The following is a 17,852-nucleotide window of genomic DNA, read 5'->3' on the forward strand; positions in this document are numbered from 1 at the left end:
TAAACTTCTATCTTATAAATACTTTCTATAAGTCCTCCACTTTTTTATAAGCTGTGGATTGTAATCTTTCCAAAGTGCCTGTACTTGGTTGTTGGTTTCCAACTCTGGATTGGTCTCCATTACTTTGGTTCCTTTTTTCAAGAATGTTTTATAGGTTTCATTAAAAATAATGGCAGTTAACCCTTTTCGCATGTATTCGGGTGCAATGCCAATTAATAGCAGTGTAACTTTATCGTTTTTCTTTTGTGCTTTCAATAAGTGATAAAAACCAAAAGGAAAAAGTTTTCCGTTTGCTTTTTGAAGCGCTTTTGCAAACGAAGGCATAATTACGGAAAATCCAACTAAATTATCATCTTCATCAGCAATAAGAACAACAAAATCGGGGTCTAAAAATTTTAAGTATTTGTTCTTGTAATGTTCTATTTGGTATGGCTTGATAGGTGTGAAAGATTCTAAATGCTGATGCGAGCGGTTCATTAAATCGAAAATCTTTTCGGCATAAGGCAATAAGGTCTTTGTATTTGGAATCTCAAGTAGCTTTAGCCTATATTTTTTCAGTAATAATTCTGAAAATTTGGCCAACTTATCAGGAACCGTCTCTGGAACAACAATTTCATATTCCTTCCAATCAACTTCTTTTTCAAATCCCGATTGCTCCACGAGTCCGGGATAGTATTCAAAGTTATAATTGGTGGGCATGCTGCCAATCCGGTCAAATCCTTCAATAAGCATCCCGGCCTTGTCCATATTGGAAAATCCTGCCGGCCCTTCAATATACTCCAGTTGTTTTTCCTTTCCAATGCTAAAAACCTTGTCGAAAAGGGCTTTACTGACTTCTGGATCGTCAATGGCATCAAACCAACCAAAACGAAGTTTGCTGTTGCCCATCTTTTTTACTTCGTTCCAATTAATAATAGCGCATACACGGCCTGCAATTTTATTGTTTTTATGGGCAAGGAAAAACCAGGCTTCTGCATCTTTAAAAGCCGGGTTTTTGTCTTTGTTGAAGTTGTTAAGTTCTTCTTTTATAATTGGCGGCACCCAGTTTTCGGAATCTTTGTAAAGTTCAAACGGAAACTTTACAAATTGTTCCAGCTCCTTTTTAGTAGTTACTTCTTTAACTTCAATCATATATTCTTAATCATTAATATCGATTTCTTCAAATGGATTTTTATTCTTTTTTCGTTTTTTCTTGGCTTCCTTAATAAACTCCTTGTCTTCATCAGAAACATTGTCTATTCTAGGCCGTGGATCTACATGGCGGTCCAGCCTGTAGGAAATCCCAATGGAACCGAATAAACGGGATGGGGTATCTTTTATATTAATACCCATGGATGCGTCTACCTGCAAGTTTTTATTAAACAGCCTAGCGGCACCGGCCCGAAAAATCCCATCGGCATATGCGTCGCTTTTATATCCTTGATTTTCTATAAATATGGAATAACGGGGGTCGGTAAAAGCATGTGTAAGGGTAATTATGTAGTTAAACATGGGGTCGTCTCCCGTAAACTTATCGTATATAAAATTCATGACCAACACCCAATTTGCCGTAAAATGGTTTTGTGTGGCTATCATTACTTTGGGGCTTATTTGCGAATCGTCAGGGAAAAACGGGTTGTCTCCAAAATTAAAATTGGCTCCGGCATACACGGCAACCGCAGGAATTAAGTCTTTCCATTGTACATGGTGGTTTGCCTTCCAACTATACAGGTTTGGTTTGTTTTTCTCTGGATTTTTATAGGGATCGTATATTAAATATTTGGCGCCAATGGTGTTTTTGGTAAAGTTGCTTCTAGAATATTCAGTAGAAGGAGATACGGAATAATTTGTCATGTTTTCCTTTGTAAAAGTACCGTCGAGAATAATTTCAAGTTGTTCGAACAGCAGGCCATATCGAATGGCATAATCCATTCCATAACGGTTGGCTTCGGTTTCTAGCAAAGAATGTTCCATACGTTCGTAATAAAAGCCACCTTCTCCCTGGATTACATTTTTACCAACGGCAAAGGCACTGTAGGATGCTCCGGGACGGTTAGAATTTATAACATCGGTATATTGGGCGTTTACTTGTAGGGAACAAGTAACAAGCATAGCAGTTAAGTAATAAAGTTTTTTCATGTTAAATTGCTTTTCAATTAACGAAAATAATTTTTTTAAGGTAAACTATATCAAAACGACCCCGAAAAATATGTTGTTTACAGAATAATTATGACGAATGTTTTATATGAAATCGTATTTTTATACTTTTTATTATTTTTTTAAGGTTTTATATCCTGTTTTACGCTTAATCTATTGTATTTTTGAAAGTATTTTCAAAATAGAATTCAATGCAGTTATTAAGAACAATCTTAATCATACTTTTTGTTTGGTACGGGTTTAAAATCTTGTCCCGCCTTTTTGGACCATATTTGTTTAAGTATGCTTCCAAGAAGATGGAAAAGAAATTTGGCGAACAATTTGGGCAACAGCAACAGCAACATAAACAAGCACAGCAATATAGGGAAGGGGAAACAGTAATTGATAAAAAACCACAAAATACTGATTCAAAAAAATCTTCAGAAAAAGTTGGAGAATATATTGAATTTGAAGAAATTGACTAACTAAATTTAACTTTAATGACTGACCAATTAAGGAAAATAGTACCACATATTGTGGTATTTTTAGTTTTTATCTTAGCCTCATTAATATATTTTTCTCCGGTTCTTCAAGGCAAAAAAATATTTCAAAGTGATATTGCGCAATATATTGGAATGTCCAAAGAACGCAACGATTACAAAGAAAAAACAGGAGAAGAATCCTATTGGACCAACAGTGCCTTTGGGGGGATGCCAACTTACCAATTAGGAGCCAATTACCCACACGACTATATAAAAAAACTGGATAAAACCATACGTTTTCTGCCCCGTCCGGCAGATTATCTGTTTTTATACTTTATTGGTTTTTACATATTGCTCTTAATGCTTAATGTAGATTGGAAACTGGCTGGAATAGGGGCATTGGCCTTTGGTTTTTCAACATACCTTATTATTATTTTAGGGGTTGGGCATAATGCCAAAGCGCATGCCATTGGCTATTTTCCTTTTGTGCTGGCCGGAATTTTACTTGCATTTAAAAAAAAGTACATAGCTGGTTTTTTGCTTACCGCTTTTGCAATGGCCCTGGAAATAAATGCCAATCACTACCAAATGACATATTATTTATTTTTGTTGGTCTTGGTAATGGGGATTGTATTTCTTATAGATGCTTTTAAGAAAAAACAGTTGCCACATTTTTTTAAAACTATAGGTATTTTGGCAGTTGCGGTAATTTTGGCGGTGGCTACAAATGCTACCAATTTAATGGCCACGCAGGAATATGCCAAATGGAGCACAAGGGGAATAAGCGACTTAACTATTAACCCCGACGGATCTCCAAAAGAAAACACAAGCGGACTAGACAAAATATATATAACACAGTATAGTTATGGACTTTTTGAATCGCTGGATTTATACGTGCCGAGACTACTGGGCGGTGGAAACGATGAAAAAATAGGCGATAACTCCAATACATATCAGTATTTAACAAAACAAGGTGTGCCTCCGGCGCAAGCAAAAGACTTTGTTGAAGGCCAAGCGGCGCATATGATGTACTGGGGTGCTCAACCCGGTACTGCGGGACCTGCGTATATTGGAGCAATTATAATTTTCTTGTTTGTGTTTAGTTTATTTCTGTTGAAAGGAAAGCTTAAATGGTGGCTGTTAATAGGCTCGTTAATCTCTTTGGCCTTGTCTTGGGGACATAATTTTAACCTGCTGACCAATTTTATGATTGATTACTTCCCATTATACGATAAATTCAGGGCGGTTACTTCCATACAGGTACTCCTTGAGCTGTGTTTTCCCATATTGGCAATTTTGGGGTTGAAAGAACTTTTAGACACTTCCGTAGAAAAAAAGGAAAAACTAAATGCCTTGAAGTGGAGCGTGCTAATTTCTTTGGGTACTTTAGTTGGGCTGTTTCTGGTCAAGGGAACGCTCGACTTTTCTCATGTAAACGATGCGTACTACCGTCAGCAGTTTGACCAAATGGGACTTAACCAGTTAATGAAAAGTATTAAGGAAGACCGTGCGGCCTTGTATACAAAAGATCTGTTTAGGAGTTTTGTTTTAGTTGCATTGGCGGCCGCGGCTGTTTGGTTATTAATGAAAGAAAAACTAAAAACCAACTATGCACTTTTAATAGTTGGCGTATTGATCTTGATAGATTTGGTAGGAGTGGACAAACGTTATGTAAACCAAGACGATTTTGTTTCGGCCAGGTATCTGGACAATCCCTTTCCAACTACCGCAATAGACAAGCAAATACTTGAAGATAAAGGATATTACCGGGTTTTTAATACCCAAGAGAGCATCAACGGGGCTTCTACGTCGTTTCTACATAAATCCATAGGGGGTTATCATGCAGGAAAGCCTATGCGTTTGCAAGATTTATTTGAATACCAAATAGCCAAAAACAATGTTGCCGTGCTAAATATGCTTAATGTAAAGTATATTATAAGGCCAAATGACAAAGGTGAATTGTATCCTGCAAAAAACCCGTATGCAAACGGATCTGCTTGGTTTGTCAATGAATTAAAAGCTACAAATTCTGCCAATGAAGAAATGGGTGCGCTGGACAGCCTGAATGTAAAAACAACTGCTGTTTTTGACAAATCTAAATTTTCTGAAATTGCCCCGGAAAGTTTCCATGTAGATTCTACGGCAACTATTGAGCTTACGGATTACAAGCCCAATATGCTTATGTATAAGGCAAACAATAAAAATGAAGGAGTGGCCGTTTTTTCTGAAATGTATTATCCACATGGCTGGAAAGTAACCATTGATGGCCAACAAACCGATGAATTTAGGGTTAATTACGCATTAAGGGCGCTAAAAATACCGGCCGGGACACATGAAATTGTATTTAAGTTTGATCCGCAGGTGGTAAAAACAGGAAGTACAATTACCTTGGCAAGTAACGTGTTATTGTTTTTATTGTTACTGGGCGGAATTTTTTACGGTTATAAACATACAAAGGAAACAGAGGCCTAAATTGAAACACCTTTCTTGTTGAGATAGACCTAACAATTCTTTTAATTTTAGTGAATGAAAAAAGTATTAATCATAACATACTACTGGCCGCCCGCGGGTGGGCCGGGAGTACAACGTTGGTTAAACTTTGCTAAATATTTACCCCAATTTGGAGTTACACCGGTGGTATATGTACCCGAAAACCCCGAATATCCAATGGAAGATGCTTCATTTGTAGCCGAAGTACCAAAAGAAGTAAAGGTGATAAAGCAACCTATATTCGAACCCTATAAATTGGCTTCAATCTTTTCAAAAAAGAAGACCCAACAAATCAGTAAAGGCATCATAACTTCAAAAAAACAGTCTTTTATGGAAAAGATGCTGTTATGGATAAGGGGCAATTTCTTTATCCCTGATGCCAGAAAATTTTGGGTAAAGCCATCCGTGGCATATTTAAGGTCGTATATCCAAAAAGAGGGCATAGATACTATTATTACAACGGGACCGCCACATTCGTTACATCTTATTGGGCTGCATTTAAAGAAGGAGCTAAATGTTAAATGGATAGCAGATTTTAGAGATCCATGGACAAATATTGGGTATCATTCCGAGCTTAAATTAAGCCGCAGGTCGCAACAAAAGCACAAAAAGCTAGAACGGGATGTTCTCGATAACGCCAATAGGGTTGTAGTAACCAGTTTTACCACTAAGACCGAATTTTCAACAATAACCAATACGCCCATAGAAGTAATTACCAATGGTTTTCTGGATGAAGAATTTGAAGCGGTTTCTTTAGACAATAAATTTACCTGTGCCCATATTGGGTCGTTATTGTCGGGCAGAAATCCTTTAATTTTATGGGAAGCAATAGGGGAATTGCTAAGCGAAAATAATGATTTTGCCAAAGATTTTCGCCTTCGGCTAGCCGGTGCAGTTAGTAATAATGTGCTGGAAAGCATTAAAAAATGTGGTATTGGAGCGCATTTGGAAGTTCTCGGCTACATTTCGCATAATGAAGCGTTAAAAATGCAACGGTCTTCCCAGGTACTGTTGTTGATAGAAATAAATGCTGAAAAGACACGGGGGATTATTCCCGGAAAATTATTTGAATATATGGCCTCCAAACGGCCAATTATGGCTATTGGCCCCGTAAAATGGGATGTTGAAAAGATTTTAAACGATACAAAAACAGGCTTTTATTTTAATTATGAAGAAAAAAATAAATTAAAGAAACAATTACTTTCCAGTTACGAGGCCTATAAAACTGATAAATTGTATGTAAATTCGGTTGGTGTATCAAAATATCACCGTAAAAACCTTACTTCGCATTTAGCAACCATTATTTAGTTATGGGCATAGTAGTTAATCAAACATTCAAAAATACCGTAGTAACCTATATTGGTTTTGCAATTGGTGCCCTGAACACCTTGTTTTTATATACCAATTTTTTAAAAGACGATTATTATGGTGTGGTGGCCTATTTGTTATCGGCGTCGAATATTATGATGCCAATTTTGGCATTTGGGGTTCAAAATGCATTGATAAAGTTTTATACTTCTTATAAAGATAAAAATGAGCAAAGCGCCTTTACTGCATTCATGCTTTTATTGCCTTTGGTTATTATTGTTCCCGTGGGGATTTTGGGAGCCGTTTCTTACGATTGGATTGTTTCTTACTTAACTCAAAAAAACGAAATCCTTCAACCGTATGTATGGACCATATATGTTTTAGCTTTTTCCATGGCCTATTTTGAAGTTTTTTACGCTTGGGCAAAAGTTAATATGAAATCGGTTTACGGAAATTTTTTGAAAGAAGTTTATCACCGGGTTGTGGTAATGGTGCTTCTGTTTATGGTGTTTTTCAATATTTTATCGGTTCAAGGCTTTATATATTCCATGATGGGCGTCTATTTTTCAAGGATGCTCTTAATGCTCATAAGTGCCTATTTGCTTAAAAAACCCGTATTTATATTTAAGCTGCCCGCCAATTATGGCAATGTGTTAAAATACTCGTTCCTTATTATTTTAGCGGGTTCAATTGCAGCAGTTTTGTTGGATATAGATAAGGTAATGCTGGGGATGTTTAAAGAGATAGAAAACATAGCCTATTACAATGTAGCCGTTTTTATTGCGGTTGTAATTGCCGTTCCCGCCAGGTCGATGCACCAAATTGTATATCCAATAACGAGCAGTTTGTTAAATGGCAGGAACTTTAAGGAACTGGACGTACTTTATAAAAAAAGCTCCATAAACTTATTTATTATAGGCGGCTTTATTTTTCTATTGATTTTGTTGAATATTAATGAAATGTACAAGTTGTTGCCAAGCGAGTACAGCGGAGGGGTAACGGTGGTGTTTTTAATTTCCTTGGCGAAGCTGTTCGACAATTTAATTGGAAACAACAATGCAATTATTTTTAACTCGGATTATTACCGGATGGTACTTTTCTTTGGTGTTTTTTTAGCTTTTATAACAGTTTTGCTTAATATGATATTTATCCCGCTTTGGGGCATCAACGGGGCTGCTTTTGCAACATTTTTGGCTTTTTCAATCTACAACGGGGTAAAGCTTTATTTTGTAAAGGTAAAACTTGAAATGCAACCGTTTACCATTAAAACCTTTAAAACGGCTATGCTGATTATAATTACGTTGGCCATTTTTTATTATTGGGACTTTAATTTTAATCCAATAATCAACATTGTATTAAAGTCGGCGCTAATTGGTATTTTCTTTGGGGGAATGATTTATAAGTTAAAACTTTCGGAAGATATTAATTCCTTGATCCATAAATACATTAAGATAAAAAGCCCGTAAGTGCAATACTTACAGGCTCTTATTAACGAACTATTTAACTAAAATTGTATTAGCCCCTTCCGCCACTTCTACTTGATCCAGAAGAAGATCTAGATGAAGAAGACCTAGACGATGAAGATCTTGTTGCAGAAGAAGACCTACTACTTGAAGTAGATCTAGGGGAACTTACGTTTGTTGACTTTGAGCGGTTATTGCCCGAAGATGCACTGCTAGATCTGGAACTGCTTCTACTTGCGCTGGGATAAGAATTACCGCTACTTCTTGAAGCTCTTGAGCTTGAAGAATATGTTTGTGTGTTTCTGTTTCCCGAAGCAGAACTCCTAGCAGTTGAATTTCCCGCAGAAGACCTGTTGGAATACCTCGTGGAACTAGAGTATCCTTTTGTAGGGGTGGTATTTCTACTATTGGTGCTTGTGGACCTGGAATAACTATTCCGGGTATTTCTAGCAGTATTGCTGCTATTTCTAGCACTTGGGGTAGAAGACCTGGTTTTTTCGTATGTCAAGCTTCTGCTCCTTACGCTATTGGCCACTTGCCTGTCGTTTCTTACACTTACCCTTCTGTCGTTTGTATATACAGCCCTTCTGGCATTATTTTCTTTATAATGATATGTTCTTCCAACACTGGCATAAGCCCTTCTGTTATTATTTCTATATGGCTTGTAATAGGTATACCTAACAGGTCTGTAATACCTCCTGTATGGTTGGTAATATACCAGGCAGTAGGCAGGTCTTGGCCTTACAAAATATCTGTAATAAGGCCTGTATACGTACACCCTGTTATATACATTGATGTATCCGGTACTGTAATTGTATACGCCGTTTGAATTGAAATAAATATTTAGACCACCAATCCTATTTACATAATTTCCTTGATAATAGATGTTAATGCCCCCAATTCTGGAAACACGTCCATAAAAATCGTAATAAATAGGAGTGTTCTCTATTTGAATCACGGCCCCATAATCATCATATTGAACATAAGCATCGTAGCTAAATCCAGAGTTAAAAGTTATATTTACATTCCCTGTATTTACACTTGCCCCAATGTAAGAAGGGTTGTCTATATAAAAATCGAATTCGCCATTGGGAAAAACAGAAAATGTAATACCGTTTTCCACAAATATAAAGGAGTCTCCGTAACCGTTACTAGGGCTATAAGTGCTATTGTTGTCCGTGCTTGCAAATCCTAGATTGGAACCAAGAAAAACAGACACAAAAAAGATATATAAATACTTCATAATTTCTAGGTTTTATTCCCGCTAATTGGGAGTTATTGCTATCCGGCCTAACCGGATTTCATTCGTTTAATTATAAAAACCTCGTTGGTTTGTAAGGTAATTATTAATTGTTGTTACATAAGAATCAAACTGCGTGCCAAAAATTAAAGGTGAATGATTCGTGCGGTGCATATTACTGAAAATGTTACCGTTAAAATATTTTTTTATTTATGAAGTGAATTTTAGAAACCCAAAAAATAGATGGCAGTTTAAATAACACAGCAAACCACTAAAAAAGTATCATCTAAAACTTTTTTTGATGAAGTTGCCAAAAACAAGAAAACCCCGCTTATGCTATGCATAGAATGCGGAGTTTTCTCAACTAACCAACCAAAAAAAATTCAACTATGAAATTTAATTGGATTGATTCAAACAGTATGCCAAAAAATGAGCATAGCGTAATTTTAACTAAATATTTGGTTTTTAATGTGTTAAAATAGGTGAGGGTTCGTTGTTGTTAATACATATGAACCTGAGTTCGATTAATCAGAAAGCGTTTATCTGATTGGTTACCAATGCATTTTGATATTTGAGCGAAGGTTTTTTCGGGAAGAAGGAGTAGGCAATAAGCCCAGCGATGAGATTGGTAAAGAAATTCCCCACGGAACGGTGCCTTGAGTGTTCGATTTGACACATGTTTTTCAGTTCATCATTGACGGTCTCTATGATTGAGCGTTTTCTGAGGGTTATCTTGTCCGACAGGGTCATCAGGCTGTTCTTCATGTTGTTGCGCAATTGGGTGATCAGGTGGATGCCGTCCACGAACAGGATTTCGGCCAGTTGTTTGGATATGTGGCCCCTATCGCCGAAGAGTTTTCCGTAAATGCCCCGCAAGAACCCTTCGCTCTTCAACGGTTCACGGTCGTCCACGTTGGCCGGTGTAATGGTAAAGCTCAGGATCTCGCCGCAGTCGTTGATGGCCAAGTGTAGTTTGAACCCATAGAACCACCCCATGGTGGACTTGCCCACTTGTGCCAGTTCCCTGAACACCTTGTTTCGCTTGATGCGCTTGTTCTTGCAGACCTTCACGGCGGTGGAGTCCACAAAGGAAATGCCCGTGCACTTGCCCATACAGCATGTTTTCAGGAACATGGCAAGGGGCAGGACGTTGGACTGCATAAGTTCGGTAAACCTGTTATAGGAAACGGTATTGGGGAATTCGGGCCTCATGTGCTTTTGCACATAATAAATGTAAAAGTGCTTGAAGCAACGGAACCCGCTAAGGTGGAAGATGACCATGATGGTGATGATCTCGCTCTTTGACATGGTAGGCGGCCGTTTGGGCTTGTTACCAATGCTGTGTTTTTCAAGAAAAGGGGTGAATTGTTGGCAAAACTCGTCGGCAAGACAAAAAATATCCGTAATTTCATCAAAGTTTATCATAAGAAATAGCCGTTAAACTATTAGTTATCAGTTAATTAAATATACGGCTATTTCTTTTTTTATATGATAAAAATCACCCTGGAATATTAATCGAACTCAGGTTATGAAAAAATTAGTCAATTATGGTCACTTTATATACAAGTCCGGGCCATCGCAAGCCTTCCAATTGCTTTCCAGTAGATTGTTCTCGTTAAAATATAGTTTTTCCGTTGTCTTTTCTCCACAGGAACCAATAATTTCACTTTCAGACGAATACTTCAGTTCAACTCTTTTAATTTCAGTAAGAGTTACTTTATAGTTTATCTTTTAAAAAATGACCGGTATGGCTTTCCTTTACTTTAACAATTTCTTCTGGAGTTCCTGCAGCCACAAGATTTCCGCCCTTTTCGCCACCGCCGGGGCCAAGGTCGATAATGTAATCGGCACATTTTATAAGGTCCAGGTTGTGCTCCACGACAATAATGGAATGTCCTTTTTCTATTAAAGCATTAAAGGACTTTAGCAGTTTTTTTATGTCGTGAAAATGAAGTCCCGTTGTGGGCTCGTCAAAAATAAAGAGCGTTTTCTTTTTAGTTTGCCCTTTCACCAAGAACGAAGCCAGTTTTATACGTTGGGCCTCGCCACCGGAAAGGGTAGAGGATGATTGCCCAAGGGTTACATAACCAAGGCCTACGTCTTGTAACGGTTGAAGCTTGGATACAATTTTCTTTTCCTTGTTTTTTTGAAAAAAAGCAACGGCATCATCAATGGTTAAATTGAGGATATCATCAATGTTTTTATCGTTAAACTTAACTTCCAGGATATCTTTTTTAAAACGTTTCCCGCCACAGGTCTCGCATTCCAAATGGACATCGGCCATGAACTGCATTTCAATGGTTACTTCGCCTTCTCCTTTACAGGTTTCGCAGCGACCACCATCAACATTGAACGAAAAATGCTTTGGCTGATAGCCCCTCATTTTTGAAAGTTTTTGTTTGGAAAAAAGGGTTCTTATGTCGTCGTAAGCTTTTATGTAAGTTACCGGATTGGAACGTGAAGAGCGCCCAATGGGATTTTGGTCTACAAATTCTACCGATGCCAAACTGCCGTATTCTCCTTCTATTCCCGAAAATTGCCCGGCTTTTTCACCATATCCGCCGGTTTCTTTTAAAATAGCGGGGTATAACAATTTTTTTACCAACGTACTTTTACCGCTTCCCGAGACACCTGTAACTATGGTTAAGGTGTTCAAGGGAAAGGTAATATCTATATTGTTAAGGTTATTTTCGCGCGCGCCTTTTATTTTTATATAGTTTTTGCATTTTCTACGTTCTCCCGGCACCGTAATTTGGTCTTTACCGCTTAGGTATTTGGCGGTAAGCGAGTTTAATTTTACAATCTCTCCAAAACTTCCCGTAGCAACCACTTCGCCACCGAGCGTTCCGGCCTCTGGGCCAATATCTATAATTTCATCGGCGGCTTTCATGATATCTTCGTCGTGTTCCACCACAATAACCGTATTGCCCAAGTCCCGTAAAGATTGTAATACGGTAATGAGCTTTTCGGTATCTTTTGGGTGGAGTCCAATACTGGGCTCGTCCAAAATATACATAGACCCCACCAAACTGCTCCCGAGCGATGTAGCCAAGTTTATCCGCTGGGATTCACCTCCAGAGAGTGTGTTGGATTTTCTGTTGAGGGTGAGGTAATCTAGGCCTACATTGCTTAAAAAGCCTAAACGATTGTTGATTTCCTTTAATAAACGCTGGGAAATAGCAATCTCGTTTTCGTTTAATGAAATGCCATTGAAATGATTCTTTAAGGTATGCAACGGCATTTCAACCAAATCGGTAATGGTTTTCCCGTCAACTTTTACATAATTGGCTTCCTCGCGAAGCCTTTTCCCCTTACAGAGCGAACATTTAGTTTTTCCGCGGTAGCGGGAGAGCATCACCCGGTTTTGTATTTTATAGCTTTTTTCTTCCAGTTCATTAAAAAAATCGGTCAATCCGGTAAAATATTTATTCCCTTTCCAGACCAGTTCCTTTTGCGCTTCCGATAGTTCAAACCACGGTTTATGGATAGGAAAATCAAATTTATAGGCATTGTTCACTAATTGATCGCGGTACCAGCTCATGCTTTCGCCACGCCATGCAAAAATGGCATTTTCGTAAATAGACAATCCTGTGTTGGGAACTATTAAATCTTCGTCAAGGCCAATTACATCCCCATAACCTTCGCAACGCGGGCAAGCTCCGTAGGGGTTGTTAAAACTAAAAAGATGAATGTTGGGTTCCAGGAACTGCATCCCGTCCAATTCAAATTTATTGCTAAAAAGTGTTTGTTTGTTATTATCAAGGTTTTCAATAATACATTTTCCTTTCCCTTCAAAAAAAGCAGTATCGACGGCATCGGCCAAACGGTTGTAAAAATCTTCATCGTCCTTCACAATAATCCGATCTATCACCAAATAGAAATCATGACCTATTTCTTCTTCGATTTCATCAATTCTAAGTACTTCATTTTTATATTTAATTCGGGCATAGCCTTGTTGCGATAATATTTCCAGTGTTTTTAAAACGCTTCTATCTTCCGGTATATGTACTTGGGCCAACAACAACAATTTACTACGTTCCTCGAAGCTTTTTACAAAATTGATAACATCGGTAACGGTATTTTTTTTAACTTCTTGGCCCGAAATAGGGGAATAGGTGCGGCCTATGCGGGCATACAAGAGTTTTAAATAGTCATATATTTCGGTAGTAGTCCCAACGGTAGACCGGGGATTGGTGGAATTTACTTTTTGTTCTATGGCAATGGCAGGAGCAATACCTTTTATATAATCTACCTTGGGTTTGTTAAGCCGGCCCAAAAATTGACGCGCATACGAAGAAAGGCTTTCTACATAACGGCGCTGTCCTTCTGCATAAAGCGTATCAAAGGCCAAAGAGGATTTCCCGCTACCGGAAAGCCCGGTAATTACAACCAGTTTGTTTCGGGGAATAACAACATTGATGTTTTTTAGGTTGTGAAGTTTGGCCCCTTTAATTATAATATTTTCCTTCGGATTTACAGTAGAAATATCTGTCATAACAATAAAACAAACCACAAAGATAACAATCTAATTTCAGCTTTAGAAGTTGGGGGTTAAAAAGAAAATTGAGCTTTTGAGAAAAAAATTTGTGATTTTTTTAAGAAAAATATTATATTTGGTGCCTATCATTGCTAAAACGAACGCCTATATCATAAGATTACTTTTTAAAAATTAATGAATTAACAAAGCGCATCCCTGATGGGGATTGGTGTTTTATTATTAAAAAGTAATTGTATGGAGCAAATTCTTCAAGACTCTGCCTTAGTGGCGAGTTATATAAAAGGCGACGAAAAATCATTGGAAATTTTAATTAACAGACATTCGCACAGGATTTATAGTTTTATATTTTCAAAAGTTTACGACAGGGATATTACTGAAGATATTTTTCAAGACACTTTTATTAAAGTCATTAAAACATTAAAAAGAGGTAATTACAACGAGGAAGGTAAATTCTTGCCTTGGGTTATGCGCATTGCCCATAACCTTGTAATAGATCATTTTAGAAAGAGCTCCAGGATGCCCAAATTTGAAGGCAGCGACGATTTTAATATTTTTTCCGTGCTTGGTGACCCTTCTTTGAATGCTGAAAAGCAACTTATTAAAAATCAAGTGGAGACCGATGTAAAAAAGCTTATAGACGAATTGCCGGAAGACCAGAAAGAGGTGCTTATCATGCGCTTGTACAAAGACATGAGCTTCAAAGAAATATCAGAACAAACAAACGTAAGTATTAATACAGCTTTGGGAAGAATGCGTTATGCAATAATTAATTTGAGGAAGATGGTAGAAAAGAATAACATAGTTTTAACAAACTAGCACAATATTAATATGCAAGCCCCGTTATTTAAATATATTATAAAAATTTGGGGCATGGCTAAACTTTACACTTTTCAAGAATCAAAATCAGATTTATTAAATCCCAAAGAATCAACTATTGAATTTTTACTTAGTTATTCTAAGGCTTTAAGTGTTATGAAGTACAAAGAGTATGAATTTGAGTCCTTACTCAATTAAACTTTTTCTGAAAAGACCTGCTAATATTTTAGCGGGTCTTTTTAGTTTTGGACTGATATTCCTTAATCACCGATTTTCTACCGATAGTATTTGTGATAATGTCTTTTTCAAGATTCCAGCCCCGTGCCGGTGAAAATTCCCGTGCATAATAAATAATTTGCAGATGAAGCTTGTTCCACGATGCTTTTGGGAACAGCCTTTTAGCGTCTTTTTCGGTCTGGGTTACATTTTTCCCGTTAGACAGGCCCCATCGGTACATCAGCCTATGGATATGGGTGTCAACTGGAAAAGCAGGAATGCCAAAAGCTTGAGACATAACTACACTGGCCGTTTTATGGCCAACGGCAGGCAACGATTCCAAAGCTTCAAAATCTGCGGGGACTTCTCCATTGTATTTATCGATTAAAATACGGGACAACCCGTATATTCCTTTAGATTTCATAGGCGATAGCCCCACGGGCCTTATAATATCTCGTATTTCGTCTATTGACAATTTCACCATTTGGTACGGGTTCGAAGCCCTGCTGAACAATAACGGGGTTATTTGGTTAACGCGCGCATCTGTACTTTGTGCAGAAAGCAATACGGCAATTAAAAGCGTATATGGATCTGTATGGTCTAAAGGGATTGGTACCGTGGGATATATGCTATTTAATGTGTTCCTGATAAAGTCAACCTTTTCTGCTTTGGTCATTTTTTGTAATTTTAGACAAAAATAACCGAACATATTACAAATAAAAAATTGTTTATGGATACACTGCAAGCAGGAGACAAAGTACCTGCATTTACGGCAAAGGACCAAGATGGAAATAGCATAACCTTGGCCGATTACAAAGGAAAAAAACTCATTGTATTTTTTTACCCAAAAGCAAGCACGCCCGGCTGTACCGCCGAAGCATGTAATTTGAGGGACAACTATCAAGAGTTAAAGGCAAAAGGATATAATTTGCTTGGCGTTAGTGCCGATTCCCAGAGGAGGCAAACTAATTTTAAAAATAAATACGAATTTCCCTTTCCGCTTCTAGCTGATGAAGATAAAACGGTGATCAATGCTTTTGGAGTTTGGGGGCGTAAAAAATTTATGGGCAGGGAATACGACGGAATTCACAGAAAAACTTTTATTATTGATAAAAATGGAGTAGTGGAGCGCGTAATTGATAAAGTAAAGACCAAGGACCATGCCGCACAAATTCTTGAAGGATAATCTTCCATTGGTATAAAAAAAATAAATCCCGGAAAAATTTTAAGTTTGTTCCGGGATTTATTTTTTGATTAATTTTTCCGATAAAATAGTTAAAGAAAACCCTGCTATACCTTTTTAGTATTTTCTTCTTTAAGTTTTTGTGCTTTCCCTTTCCAATCGTCTCTTTTGATCCTGCCGGGGAAAAACTCGATAAGCTCCGTTACTACTTCAATGTCATCATCGGTTAATCTGCTAAGTTGATCGTATTTAAAAAGACCAATACTGTTTAGTTTTTTTTCAATAAAAGGGCCAATCCCTTCAATACGCTTTAAATCGTCTTTGTTTGCTTCGGTGGCGACACCAATTTTAGAGAAATCCAGTTTTTTTGTGATTTTTTGTTTTTTTACAGTAGCTACCTTAATATCTGTATCCAAGGCCATGCCGCTTCTTCCGCGCGTTTGAATTGCTTTAATGGTATTGTCTTCAGTGAAGGAAAGGGGTTCTTTTTTTAAATGATTGGAAAGCCTGGTTTTTTCGAGCATGCATTTTTCCAGTTCACTTTTATGGGCATGTTTTTTTATGGAATATCCAATTCTGTACCCTATAATAAATGCTATAACCAGTCCTGCAATAAAAATATACAAGTGGTTGTTATTATCTATTTTAAAAAGGGGTGTGCTGTCTATTTGAAGGAGAAAAAGGGTAAGTTTTATCATTATTCAGTAATCATTAAATATTAGTTTGGGTATATAAAAATACTAATTACTGACTAATTTTAATAAAATTGAGATAATTAAATTGATGAATAAGGCTGATAGATAATATATGTGACGTTTTTATTGTTTCAAGAACTAAAAAAAGGCCTCCATATTAAACATGGAAGCCTTAAAATAATTAATTCTTTATCCAAAATGGATGATACTTATATGTGTTTTTAGTTTGTGCTTTTTAATTCGTCACGTATGTCAAGGTAGAAAGCATTAAAGTCCGGATGAAGAAAAACATAGGAAACATTGCTTCCCCCCGCCGTAATTGTAGATTTAAGTCTGGCAGGCGCTACATTGTAACTTTCCAACAATAATTCCGAGATCGAAGCCGCCCTTAACGAATTGGTATTCCAGTCGCCTCCGCTGCTTTGAACAGAAACCATAAGGGATTCGTATTTATTGATTACTGCAGAAATTCTTCCTACAAATTCTTTGGCCGGTTCTTCTATTTTAGCATTATCTGCCTTGTCTCCATAAAGAAAACCATTGTCCATTTTAATTAAAATAGACCCTTTTTCAACACCAATCTGGGCATTTTCTCCTAAGGTTTTTTTAAGGTCAGTAAGAACCAAAAAAGCAATGGAGTCGTTGGCACTGTAGACGTCTCTTACTTGTTTTAATTGTGCTTCTTTTTTGTTTAGGGCCTCCAGTGTTTTACCAATACTGTTGGATTGTTGCGTGGATGTAGACAAAAACTTGTTCATGTTGTTGAGCAATTGCTCGTTTGTGTGTTTAAGCTCATCTACTTGGTTTTCTAAGCTAGAAACTTTTGTTTGTGCCAAACTTAGGTCGGCCTGGGTTTGGTTTAAAACTTTAAGCTGATCGTTCAATTTTGCGACCTCTTCTTTTAAGTCTTTCTTGCTTTGTGCAAAAACGGTTGTGCTAGCAAATACTACCAATAAAATAGCATATAAAGTTCTCATTGTATTAATGTAAAATTTGTTTTTAATGTTTAAATGTGGCACAAGATATTATTTTTTAATTATATGGCATAAAAAGAACCAAACCTTTATTATGTAATTTTGTTATGTCAATAACGTTTTACATGCCTTATGGAGCTATTAAAGGGGTTGTGTGTATGCATGAATATGAAAAAAAACGTACCATATTTTTTAAATATAACTATTGCATGGAAAATCGATATATTTTTACAATTTTAACTAAAAAAGTAAAATATTATTTGGAAACCATTTTTTAAATGACTTAAATTTGTAACAAGATTAAAAGAAAATGAATTTCAACACTGTACATCATCATCATTTTTATACTTGCACTCAAGCGAGGTAAAAATG

The 17,852-nt window shown here is 37.0% G+C and carries 15 protein-coding genes; 7 read left to right on the forward strand and 8 right to left on the reverse strand.

The genetic code is table 11. The features are described 5' to 3' along the window. Positions 1–12 precede the first annotated feature (12 nt). Both PSF86_RS05895 and PSF86_RS05900 read right to left on the reverse strand, forming a co-directional pair. Positions 13–1,131, reverse strand: a complete 1,119-nt coding sequence (locus PSF86_RS05895) for a GTP cyclohydrolase (protein WP_277899130.1) — start codon at positions 1,129–1,131, stop codon at positions 13–15. 6 nt (positions 1,132–1,137) lie between these two features. Continuing rightward, positions 1,138–2,118 (reverse strand): transporter, encoded by a 981-nt coding sequence (locus PSF86_RS05900; RefSeq protein ID WP_277899131.1) that lies wholly within the window; start codon positions 2,116–2,118, stop codon positions 1,138–1,140. Positions 2,119–2,327: 209 nt separating this feature from the next. Between PSF86_RS05900 and PSF86_RS05905 the strand changes: the two genes are divergently transcribed. The 4 genes from PSF86_RS05905 to PSF86_RS05920 are packed head-to-tail and all read left to right on the forward strand — an operon-like array spanning position 2,328 to position 7,861. Continuing rightward, positions 2,328–2,600 carry a DUF4834 family protein gene (locus PSF86_RS05905; RefSeq protein ID WP_277899132.1) on the forward strand — a complete coding sequence of 91 codons (273 nt, stop codon included), beginning with the start codon at positions 2,328–2,330 and terminating at the stop codon, positions 2,598–2,600. A gap of 15 nt (positions 2,601–2,615) precedes the next feature. Continuing rightward, positions 2,616–5,069, forward strand: coding sequence for a YfhO family protein (locus PSF86_RS05910; protein WP_277899133.1), 2,454 nt, complete (start codon positions 2,616–2,618; stop codon positions 5,067–5,069). Between the two features lie 54 nt (positions 5,070–5,123). After that, the gene (locus PSF86_RS05915) at positions 5,124–6,395 is read left to right on the forward strand and encodes a glycosyltransferase (RefSeq protein WP_277899134.1); all 1,272 of its coding nucleotides are present in this window, start codon (positions 5,124–5,126) and stop codon (positions 6,393–6,395) included. A 2-nt stretch (positions 6,396–6,397) separates the two neighbouring features. Beyond that, positions 6,398–7,861, forward strand: a complete 1,464-nt coding sequence (locus PSF86_RS05920; RefSeq protein WP_277899135.1) for a lipopolysaccharide biosynthesis protein — start codon at positions 6,398–6,400, stop codon at positions 7,859–7,861. Between the two features lie 49 nt (positions 7,862–7,910). Here the strand turns inward: PSF86_RS05920 and PSF86_RS05925 are convergent, their stop codons facing one another. From PSF86_RS05925 to uvrA, 3 genes are all read right to left on the reverse strand, one after another. Then, a complete protein-coding gene (locus PSF86_RS05925) occupies positions 7,911–9,101 on the reverse strand; it encodes a hypothetical protein (protein ID WP_277899136.1) in 1,191 nt (396 codons plus the stop codon). Positions 9,102–9,626: 525 nt separating this feature from the next. Further along, positions 9,627–10,523 (reverse strand): IS982 family transposase, encoded by an 897-nt coding sequence (locus PSF86_RS05930; protein ID WP_277899137.1) that lies wholly within the window; start codon positions 10,521–10,523, stop codon positions 9,627–9,629. Between the two features lie 292 nt (positions 10,524–10,815). Then, a complete protein-coding gene (gene uvrA, locus PSF86_RS05935) occupies positions 10,816–13,593 on the reverse strand; it encodes an excinuclease ABC subunit UvrA (protein ID WP_277899138.1) in 2,778 nt (925 codons plus the stop codon). A gap of 237 nt (positions 13,594–13,830) precedes the next feature. Between uvrA and PSF86_RS05940 the strand changes: the two genes are divergently transcribed. Both PSF86_RS05940 and PSF86_RS05945 read left to right on the forward strand, forming a co-directional pair. Continuing rightward, complete coding sequence (locus PSF86_RS05940) at positions 13,831–14,412, forward strand: RNA polymerase sigma factor (RefSeq protein ID WP_277899139.1); 582 nt, start codon at positions 13,831–13,833, stop codon at positions 14,410–14,412. A gap of 54 nt (positions 14,413–14,466) precedes the next feature. Beyond that, on the forward strand, positions 14,467–14,610 hold the full coding sequence (locus PSF86_RS05945) for a hypothetical protein (RefSeq protein ID WP_277899140.1): 144 nt from the start codon (positions 14,467–14,469) through the stop codon (positions 14,608–14,610). A gap of 28 nt (positions 14,611–14,638) precedes the next feature. Here the strand turns inward: PSF86_RS05945 and PSF86_RS05950 are convergent, their stop codons facing one another. After that, the gene (locus PSF86_RS05950; RefSeq protein WP_277899141.1) at positions 14,639–15,304 is read right to left on the reverse strand and encodes an endonuclease III domain-containing protein; all 666 of its coding nucleotides are present in this window, start codon (positions 15,302–15,304) and stop codon (positions 14,639–14,641) included. 54 nt (positions 15,305–15,358) lie between these two features. Between PSF86_RS05950 and bcp the strand changes: the two genes are divergently transcribed. After that, entirely contained in the window at positions 15,359–15,814 is a 456-nt protein-coding gene (bcp, locus tag PSF86_RS05955; protein ID WP_277899142.1) for a thioredoxin-dependent thiol peroxidase, read from the forward strand. A 104-nt stretch (positions 15,815–15,918) separates the two neighbouring features. Here the strand turns inward: bcp and PSF86_RS05960 are convergent, their stop codons facing one another. Further along, complete coding sequence (locus tag PSF86_RS05960; RefSeq protein ID WP_277899143.1) at positions 15,919–16,509, reverse strand: helix-hairpin-helix domain-containing protein; 591 nt, start codon at positions 16,507–16,509, stop codon at positions 15,919–15,921. A gap of 218 nt (positions 16,510–16,727) precedes the next feature. Continuing rightward, positions 16,728–17,483, reverse strand: a complete 756-nt coding sequence (locus PSF86_RS05965) for a hypothetical protein (protein WP_277899144.1) — start codon at positions 17,481–17,483, stop codon at positions 16,728–16,730. Positions 17,484–17,852 lie beyond the last annotated feature (369 nt).

This window comes from Galbibacter pacificus, from assembly GCF_029603165.1.
Taxonomy (GTDB): domain Bacteria; phylum Bacteroidota; class Bacteroidia; order Flavobacteriales; family Flavobacteriaceae; genus Galbibacter; species Galbibacter pacificus.